General features: G+C 77.4%; 10 protein-coding genes. 1 reads left to right on the plus strand and 9 read right to left on the minus strand.

Going from position 1 to position 7,770, the window contains the following annotated elements:
* Nucleotides 1–149 precede the first annotated feature (149 nt).
* The 4 genes from MW084_RS04845 to tsaB are packed head-to-tail and all read right to left on the minus strand — an operon-like array spanning nt 150 to nt 2,740.
* Nucleotides 150–428, minus strand: a complete 279-nt coding sequence (locus MW084_RS04845; protein WP_010471830.1) for a hypothetical protein — start codon at nt 426–428, stop codon at nt 150–152.
* Nucleotides 425–1,519, minus strand: coding sequence for a tRNA (adenosine(37)-N6)-threonylcarbamoyltransferase complex transferase subunit TsaD (gene tsaD / locus MW084_RS04850; protein WP_010471828.1), 1,095 nt, complete (start codon nt 1,517–1,519; stop codon nt 425–427). The genes MW084_RS04845 and tsaD overlap by 4 nt, the downstream gene beginning before the upstream one ends.
* Nucleotides 1,512–2,066: a ribosomal protein S18-alanine N-acetyltransferase gene (rimI, locus tag MW084_RS04855; RefSeq protein ID WP_078571809.1), complete on the minus strand. Its 555-nt coding sequence runs from the start codon at nt 2,064–2,066 to the stop codon at nt 1,512–1,514. Before rimI ends, tsaD begins: the two co-directional genes overlap by 8 nt.
* A gap of 20 nt (nt 2,067–2,086) precedes the next feature.
* Nucleotides 2,087–2,740 carry a tRNA (adenosine(37)-N6)-threonylcarbamoyltransferase complex dimerization subunit type 1 TsaB gene (gene tsaB, locus MW084_RS04860; protein WP_010471826.1) on the minus strand — a complete coding sequence of 218 codons (654 nt, stop codon included), beginning with the start codon at nt 2,738–2,740 and terminating at the stop codon, nt 2,087–2,089.
* 126 nt (nt 2,741–2,866) lie between these two features.
* Between tsaB and MW084_RS04865 the strand changes: the two genes are divergently transcribed.
* Nucleotides 2,867–3,421: a hypothetical protein gene (locus tag MW084_RS04865; RefSeq protein WP_010471825.1), complete on the plus strand. Its 555-nt coding sequence runs from the start codon at nt 2,867–2,869 to the stop codon at nt 3,419–3,421.
* Between the two features lie 38 nt (nt 3,422–3,459).
* On the opposite strand, the gene MW084_RS04870 is transcribed toward MW084_RS04865, so the two are convergent.
* The 5 genes from MW084_RS04870 to MW084_RS04890 all read right to left on the minus strand — a co-directional run bounded on the left by MW084_RS04870 (nt 3,460) and on the right by MW084_RS04890 (nt 7,687).
* The gene (locus MW084_RS04870) at nt 3,460–3,666 is read right to left on the minus strand and encodes a hypothetical protein (RefSeq protein ID WP_010471824.1); all 207 of its coding nucleotides are present in this window, start codon (nt 3,664–3,666) and stop codon (nt 3,460–3,462) included.
* Nucleotides 3,667–3,819: 153 nt separating this feature from the next.
* Nucleotides 3,820–4,344, minus strand: coding sequence for a tRNA (adenosine(37)-N6)-threonylcarbamoyltransferase complex ATPase subunit type 1 TsaE (gene tsaE, locus MW084_RS04875; protein WP_010471823.1), 525 nt, complete (start codon nt 4,342–4,344; stop codon nt 3,820–3,822).
* A gap of 10 nt (nt 4,345–4,354) precedes the next feature.
* A partial coding sequence (locus MW084_RS04880; protein WP_275563488.1) for an alpha/beta fold hydrolase occupies nt 4,355–5,461 on the minus strand: 1,107 nt, incomplete at its 5' end.
* A gap of 115 nt (nt 5,462–5,576) precedes the next feature.
* Nucleotides 5,577–6,755, minus strand: coding sequence for an alanine racemase (gene alr / locus MW084_RS04885; RefSeq protein WP_010476782.1), 1,179 nt, complete (start codon nt 6,753–6,755; stop codon nt 5,577–5,579).
* 338 nt (nt 6,756–7,093) lie between these two features.
* On the minus strand, nt 7,094–7,687 hold the full coding sequence (locus tag MW084_RS04890; protein WP_050986875.1) for an SMI1/KNR4 family protein: 594 nt from the start codon (nt 7,685–7,687) through the stop codon (nt 7,094–7,096).
* Between the last annotated feature and the right edge of the window lie 83 nt (nt 7,688–7,770).

Raw genomic sequence — 7,770 nt, forward strand, 5'->3', positions numbered from 1 at the left:
CNGCNGGGGATGGCGACTGGAGGGCACGGGGAGAGGCTAGCCGCCGGCCGGCGGCCCCCCGCCGCGGGGAGCGGGCCGGGCGCGCGGGCGGGTGGCGGGCGCGCGGGCCGGCTGCTCCGCTCGCCGGCCGGCCGGTCGCGGGAACGCGGCTAGGACTCCCCGCCCGGCCCGTCGGCGACGCCGTGCGAGACGAAGCGCCAGCGGTGGACCGGGCGGGTGAGCAGATCGGCCGGGGGCTCCGGAAGCTCCGGGACCTCGGCGTCCTCCGGGGCGTCCCACCAGGTCAGGACCAGGACCCGGTCCTGCGCCGCCGTGAACGTCTCGCGCCGCAGCGGGACGGCGGGCAGGCGGCGGGCGCGGGCCCACTCCAGGAGGTCGGCGCCCCGGCCGGGGACCGCGCGGGCCTCCCACATGAGGGTGAGCGTCACGGGTACAGGTTCTCCCCGCCGGTCTCGTGCAGGTGGTCGTGGCCGTGGCCGCCCGGTACGTGCGGGTCGGTGACCGGAAGCGACGAGTCGGCGGACAGCCCCAGGTCGGAGGCGGGCCGGTTGCGGGCGACCATCTCGGCGCCGAGCGCGGCGACCATCGCGCCGTTGTCGGTGCACAGGCCGGGGCGCGGCACCCGCAGCCGGATGCCCGCGCGGGAGCAGCGCTCCTCCGCCAGGGCGCGCAGGCGGGAGTTGGCGGCGACGCCCCCGCCGATCATCAGGTGGTCGACGCCCTGGTCCTTGCAGGCGCGGACGGCCTTGCGGGTCAGCACGTCGACGACCGCCTCCTGGAACGACGCGGCCACGTCCCGTACGGGCACCTCCTCGCCGGCGCTCCGCTTCGCCTCGACCCAGCGGGCGACGGCGGTCTTGAGGCCGGAGAAGGAGAAGTCGTACGCCGGGTCGCGCGGCCCGGTCAGCCCGCGCGGGAACGCGATGGCGGCCGGGTCGCCCTCCCGGGCCAGCCGGTCGATCACCGGGCCGCCGGGGAAGCCCAGGTCCAGCACGCGGGCGATCTTGTCGAAGGCCTCGCCCGCCGCGTCGTCGATGGTGGCGCCCATGGGGCGGACGTCGGAGGTGATGTCGGGGGCGAGCAGCAGCGACGAGTGGCCGCCGCTGACCAGCAGCGCCATCGTCGGCTCGGGCAGCGGTCCGTGCTCCAGCTGGTCGACGCAGATGTGCGACGCCAGGTGGTTCACCCCGTACAGCGGCTTGCCCAGGGCGTAGGCGTAGGCCTTCGCCGCGGAGACGCCGACGAGCAGCGCGCCCGCGAGGCCGGGGCCGGCGGTGACCGCGACGCCGTCGAGGTCGCGCGCACAGACCCCGGCCTCCTTCAGGGCGCGCTCGACGGTGGGGACCATGGCCTCCAGGTGGGCCCGGGAGGCGATCTCGGGGACGACGCCGCCGAACCGGGCGTGCTCGTCCACGCTCGACGCGACGGCGTTCGCGAGCAGGGTGGTGCCGCGGACGACGCCGACGCCGGTCTCGTCGCAGGAGGTCTCGATACCGAGGACGAGGGGTTCGTCAGCCATGGTTCTCAGCGCTCTCAGTGGTCTGGGTGGTCTCGGTGGTTCCGGTGGTCCGGTCGGTCCCGGGCGCCTCGGGTGCGCCGGCCGCGTCCTGGAGGGCCAGCCGCATCACGAGCGCGTCGACGTTCCCCGGCTGGTAGTAGCCGCGGCGGAAGCCGATCGGCTCGAAGCCGAAGCGCTCGTACAGCCGCTGGGCCCGGGTGTTGTCCACCCGCACCTCCAGGAGCACCTCCTCGCACTCGAAGGCGGTGGCGTGGTGGAGGAGTTCGGCCAGCAGGCGGGCGCCGAGCCCGGTGCCCCAGTGGCCGCGGGCGACGGCGATGGTCTGGACGTCGCCGAGCCCGCCGGCCGCCGCGAGCCCCGCGTACCCGACGATCCGCCCGGCCCTCGCGCCGCCGTCCGCGGGCTCCTCGGCGACGACGTACCGCCGGGTCGAGCGCGGACCGCGCGCATGGGCCAGCTCGGACCAGAACATCCCCTCCGACCAGGCGTCCTCCGGGAACAGCTCCCGTTCGAGGTCCAGCACCGGCGCGATGTCCCACCAGCGCATCCCGCGCAGCACGGGCCCGGTCACCGGGGCGTGACCACCTTGTAGTTCTTCGGCACCTGGGCGTCGGGGCGGCGCAGGTACATCGGCCGCGGCTCCGGCAGCTCCTCGCCGGCCGCGAGCCGTTCGACGGCCAGCTCGGCGAGCGCGGCGGCCGACTGGTGCTCGGGGTCGCGGGCGTCCGCGAAGACCTCGCCGTACAGCCGCGCCCCGGCGCCGACCGCCGGGAGGCCCGCGACCCGCTCCGCGATGTCGGCGGGCCGGTCGACCGACGGCTCGGTCGCCCGGGTGCGGCGGTCGTCGTACCGCGCCCAGTAGACCTCCTTGCGCCGCGCGTCGGTCGCCACGACGAACGGCCCGTCGATGCCGGAGGCGTACGCGAGCCCGTCGAGGGTGCACAGCCCGTGGACGGGGACGCCGAGCGCGGAGGCGAAGGTGGCCGCCGTGACCAGGCCGACCCGCAGCCCCGTGTACGGGCCGGGGCCGACGCCCACGACGACGCCCGTGAGGGCGCCGGGCCCCAGGCCCGCCTCGGCGAGGACGCGGTGGACGGCGGGCAGCAGCAGCTCCCCGTGCCGCCTCGGATCGACCTCGCTCGACTGCGCGACGACGGAGCGCCCGTCGTGGAGGGCGACGGTGACGGCGGGTGTGGCGGTATCCATGGCGAGCAGCAGCACGCGAACAGCCTACGGCGCCCGCGGGGCGGGCACGGCGCCCCGGTACCGGCCGGACCCTGGTGCTACGGTCACATCGATACGTCGTATGAGAGGTGGAGCAGCGTGGCAAGGAGCAGCTCGGGATTCGTGGCCGGGCTCACGGCGGCGGCGCTCGCGGCGGTCGGCTTCCTCGCCTACCAGGCGTCGGCCACCGCCCCCGCCGACCTCCGGTCCGGGGCGAGGACCACCGGTTCCGCCTCGCCGTCCGCGCCGGCCGCCCCCTCCTCGCCGGGCTCCGCGGGGAAGCCCGCGGACGCCGCCCCGACCCCGCCGCCCGGCTCCGGTTCGGGCGAGCGGGTCGTGTACGCGCTGGCGGACCGGCGGGTCTGGCTGGTCGACGAGAGCGGCGAGGTCGTCCGTACGTTCCCGGTGACGCCGAGCGCGGTCAGTCCGGCGCCCGGCACCTACGCCGTGACGTCCCGGTCGATCACGGCCCGCGGGTCGGACGGGGTGCAGGTCGAGCACGTGGTGCGGTTCGCGACGGCGCAGGGGGTCACGGTCGGCTTCAGCGCGGCCGTCGACGGCTCCACGGCCGCCCCGGACCCGGTCCGCCGGACGGGCGGGGTGCGGATGGCGCGGGCGGACGGCAGCGCGCTGTGGGCGTTCGCCACCGTCAACGTGAAGGTCGTCGTCGTCCCCTGACGGGCGGGCCCCGGAGGGCGCCTGCCGGCCGGGCGCGGTCACGCGGCCCGGGGTGCTCCCTGCGCCTCCGGCCGGACGGTGCCGGCGGGCGCGCCGCCGACGGGGGCCGGTCCTCCGGCGGGCGCCGGTTCCCCGGCGGGTGCCGGGCGGGGCGGGGTGGACACGGCGCTCGCGGCGGCGCAGGACGCCAGCAGGTCGCGCATGGACACCTTCGACGGCTGCCGCCGTTCCGGCTGCTGCGGCATGGTTGCCTCCTGGCTCCGCTGGTGGGACGGGAGGTCAGGCACACCTCACCTGCCACTGGCCTCCATGTGACCACGCCCCGGAGGTGCGGCGCAACAACATGCCGACGTCTTGTCGGAAAGTACGGGAGCCTCCCGGCGCCCGGGCGGATCCGGTCAGCGCGGAACGAGGTCCACGCCCTCCCAGCGCGCTCCCACGCCGGTCAGCACCACCTCGCGCCGGTCGTCGTCCGTGGAGCCGACGGCCCGGTCGATCACCACGTGCAGCCGGTCGTCGGTCAGCCCCTCGACCTTGCCCTCGCCCCACTCGACCACGACCACCGAGTCGGGCAGCGAGACGTCCAGGTCCAGGTCCTCCATCTCGTCGAGCCCGCCGCCCAGCCGGTACGCGTCGACGTGCACCAGCGCGGGGCCGCCGGTCAGGGAGGGGTGGACGCGGGCGATGACGAACGTCGGGGAGGTGACCGCGCCGCGCACGCCGAGGCCCTCGCCGAGGCCGCGCGTCAGGGTCGTCTTCCCGGCGCCCAGCTCGCCGGTGAGCATCACGAGGTCGCCGGGGCGCAGCAGCCCGGCCAGGGCGCGGCCGAGCTCCTGCATCTCCTCGGGCGAGTGGACGGTGAGGCGGGCGGTGGCGGCGGGGTGCCCGGCCGCTCCCGCCGTGTCGGTGTGCGCTGCTTCCATGTCCGCCAACCTAACCGCTGCCGACGGCCGCCCCCGCCGCGCCCGGGGCGAGCGCGCCGGCCCGGACCAGCAGTTCCAGGAGCCGCGCGGTGACCGCCCGCGGGTGCTCCAGCATCACCAGGTGCCCGGCGTCCGGTACGACGACGAGCTCCGCGCCCGGCACGAGCGCGGCGATGGCCTCGGTGTGCGACCGGGGCGTGACCATGTCCTTCTCGCCGGCCAGCGCCAGGACCGGGACGTCCGCGCCGGCAAGGGCCGCCAGCGCCTCGGTCTTGTCGTGCTCGGCGAGCGCCGGGTAGAACTCCGCGACCACGTCGATCGGCGTCGCCTCGATCATCCGCTCCGCGAACCGGACGAGGACCGGGTCCACCTCCCGCGACGCGAAGCTGTACCGCCTGACCAGCCCGGCGAACAGGTCGGCCGTGGCCCGGCGCCCCCGCTCGACCAGCTCGGCGCGGGCCCCGAGCGCCCGCAGGACGCCGGGGAGCGCCCGCTGCACGGCCTGGGCGGGGATCGCGGGCAGACCGTAGGTGAGTTCCGTCAGCCGCCCCGGGGACGTACCGACGAACGCGACGCCGGCGACCCGGTCCCGGACGAGCTCCGGGTACTGCTCCAGCAGCGCCATGACGGTCATCCCGCCCATCGAGTGCCCGACCAGCACCAGGGGTCCCTCCGGCGCTGCCGCGTCGACCACGGCCCTCAGGTCGCGCCCGAGGCGGTCCATGGAGACGGGCCCGGGACCCCGCCGGGAGTTCCCGTGGCTGCGCTGGTCCCAGTACACGGCGCGGGCCACGCCCCGCAGGGCGGCGCGCTGGAAGTGCCAGGAGTCCTGGCTGAGGCAGTAGCCGTGGCTGAAGACGACGGTGGGGCGGGCGGCGCCGGGGGCGTCCGCGCGGCCGGGCCCGCCGGGGTCCTCGACCTCGTAGTGGAGGACCGTGCCGTCGTCGGCCACGGCCGTGCCCGGGGTGCCGCGCAGGGTGCCGTACGGCGCGGAGGCGTCCAGGGCGAGGCGGGCCTCGCGGCGGACGCCCCGGCCCACGACGAGCCGCTCCAGGGCGACGCCCGCGGCCGCGCCCGCCGCGACCACGCCGAGGGCCGCGCCCGCCAGTCTCAANCGNNGCCGCCAGCTCGCGGCCGCCGCCCGGCCGCCCGCCTCCACGAGGGCCGCGCCGGCCGCCGAGGCCGCGGCGACCGCTCCCCTGCCCGTATCCGACTCCGTCACGGCTCCCCCATTACCCCCGGGCGTCCAGGTGGACACGCGGCACGCGCGCGCCGACGCGCGTGACGATCTCGTACGCGATGGTCCCGGCCGCCCGCGCCCAGTCCTCGGCCGTGGGCTCGCCGTCGTCGCCCGGCCCGAACAGCACCGCGCGGGCGCCCGGCTCCACCGTGTCGTCGCCCAGGTCCAGCACGAACTGGTCCATCGCGACCCGGCCGGCCACCGTCCGCACCGCGCCGCCCAGCAGCACCGGGCCGCGGCCGGAGGCGTGGCGGGGCACCCCGTCGGCGTAGCCGAGCGGGACGAGGGCGAGGGTGGTCTCGCGGTCGGTGACGTGGTGGTGGCCGTAGCTGACGCCCAGGCCCGCCGGCGCCTGCTTCACGCACGCCACGTCGGCGCTCAGCCGCATCACGGGCCGCAGCCCGAAGTCGGCGGGGGTGCCCAGCTCGGGGCTGGGCGAGATGCCGTACATCGCAACGCCCGCGCGGACCAGGTCGAAGTGGGTCTCGGGGAGGGTGAGGGTGGCGGGCGAGTTGGCCATGTGCCGCACCTCGGGTTCGACGCCGGCCTTCTCCGCGTACTCCAGCATGTCGTGGAAGCGCGTCAGCTGGGCGCCGATCGAGGGGTGGCCGGGCTCGTCGGCGCAGGCGAAGTGGGACCACACCCCGGTGACCCGGACGCGGCCGTCGGCCTGCGCCCTCAGGGCCTCGCCGACGAGGCGGGGCCAGTCGCCGGACAGGCAGCCGTTGCGGCCGAGGCCCGTGTCGGCCTTGAGCTGGATCCGGGCGGGCCGGCCGGCGGCGCGCGCCGCCCCGACGACCTCGTCGAGCGCCCACAGCCCGCTGACGGTGATGTCCACGCCCGCCTCGACGGCGGCGCGGAACGGCCCGCCGGGCGTCCACAGCCAGCACAGCAGCGGGGCGTCGATCCCCGCGGCGCGCAGCGCGAGCGCCTCCTGCGGCGTGGCCGTGCCGAGCCAGGCGGCGCCCGCGTCGAGCGCGGCGCGGGCGCACGGCACGGCGCCGTGCCCGTACCCGTCGGCCTTCACGACCGCCATGACCCGGGCACCGCTCGGCGCGACCCGGGCCCGCAGCGCGCGGACGTTCGCGCGGAGCGCGGCGAGGTCGATCTCGGCGCGGGCGCGGGTGTCGAGGAGTTCGGGGGTGGCGCGGGGCTGCGGTGTCGTACTCATCGCGCCCAGTGTCTCAGGTGCGCTCCCGGTTCCCCGGCTGCCGGCCCTGTCGCCCGGCTCACGTCCGGCCCGCCGGGCGCCCCTTTCGCGCCGCGGGCGCCCGGCGGCGCGAACGGGCCGCCTNCCCGGGGGGAGCGGCAGGGAGCGGCGGACGCGGCGGACGCGGCGGACGCGAACGGCGGCGTGGGCGCGGGCAGGCGGCTCGCGAAGGCGGCGGGCGGCGCCGGCGCGGGAGGGCGGCCCGCCCGCACCACCGGGCGGCGGGCCCCGCNNNCGCNNGGGCCGCCCGCACCACCGGGCGGCCGGGGCGCCCCCGCGGGCCGGGGCACCCCCGCGGATCAGGCGTCGCCCGGCCGGTCCGGTCGGGGCTGGGCGTACGGGTCGGGGTCGCCGGTGACCCGGTCGAGGCCGGCCAGGAAGCGGCGCTGCTCCTCGCGCCAGTGCACGAAGCGGACCGGGGTGCCGTCCCAGAACACCAGGCTGACCGGCGGGTCGTCGTACTCGTCGGCCAGCAGCCGGTACAGGAACTCCGCCATCCCGCAGGGGTGGACGGCGAACGCCGGCGAGGTGTGCCGCCCGCGCACGACGACCGGCCAGCGGTCGGGGTCCGGGTCGGAGGTGAGCCAGCACAGGATGTCCGGACCGGCCGTGACGCCCCAGGCGAGGAGGTGCTCCGGGTCGACGTCCAGCGCGTCGCGTCCGCCCTCCGTGCGCCAGGCGTACCGGACGTTCGCGGTCTCCTCGGCGAGGTCGGCGGGCGGCCACCGCGGGCCCTCCTGCGGCAGCGGGAGCAGCACCGTGGCCTCGCCGTTGATGGACCCGCCGCCGTAGCGGGCCATGAAGTCCCGGTAGTCGGCGGGGAACCGGACGCCCCACCGCTCCTCGGCGGCCGCCCAGTCGATCCGTTCGTCCGCCCCGTGGTCCGACGGCATGATGCGCGCCAGCGCGGCGACGTGCGGGTGCTCCCCCACGATCCCTCCCACCNCNTATACACATCTCNGANCNAAACAAACAA

The organism is Streptomyces sudanensis (assembly GCF_023614315.1).
GTDB classification, from domain to species: domain Bacteria; phylum Actinomycetota; class Actinomycetes; order Streptomycetales; family Streptomycetaceae; genus Streptomyces; species Streptomyces sudanensis.

Excerpts from the sequence above, each read along its gene's own strand:
- tsaE (WP_010471823.1), bottom strand. The coding sequence starts at position 4,344 with ATGGAAGCAGCGCACACCGACACGGCGGGAGCGGCCGGGCACCCCGCC.
- tsaD (WP_010471828.1), bottom strand. The coding sequence starts at position 1,519 with ATGGCTGACGAACCCCTCGTCCTCGGTATCGAGACCTCCTGCGACGAG.
- rimI (WP_078571809.1), bottom strand. The coding sequence starts at position 2,066 with ATGCGCTGGTGGGACATCGCGCCGGTGCTGGACCTCGAACGGGAGCTG.
- alr (WP_010476782.1), bottom strand. The coding sequence starts at position 6,755 with ATGAGTACGACACCGCAGCCCCGCGCCACCCCCGAACTCCTCGACACC.
- MW084_RS04890 (WP_050986875.1), bottom strand. The coding sequence starts at position 7,687 with ATGCCGTCGGACCACGGGGCGGACGAACGGATCGACTGGGCGGCCGCC.
- MW084_RS04870 (WP_010471824.1), bottom strand. The coding sequence starts at position 3,666 with ATGCCGCAGCAGCCGGAACGGCGGCAGCCGTCGAAGGTGTCCATGCGC.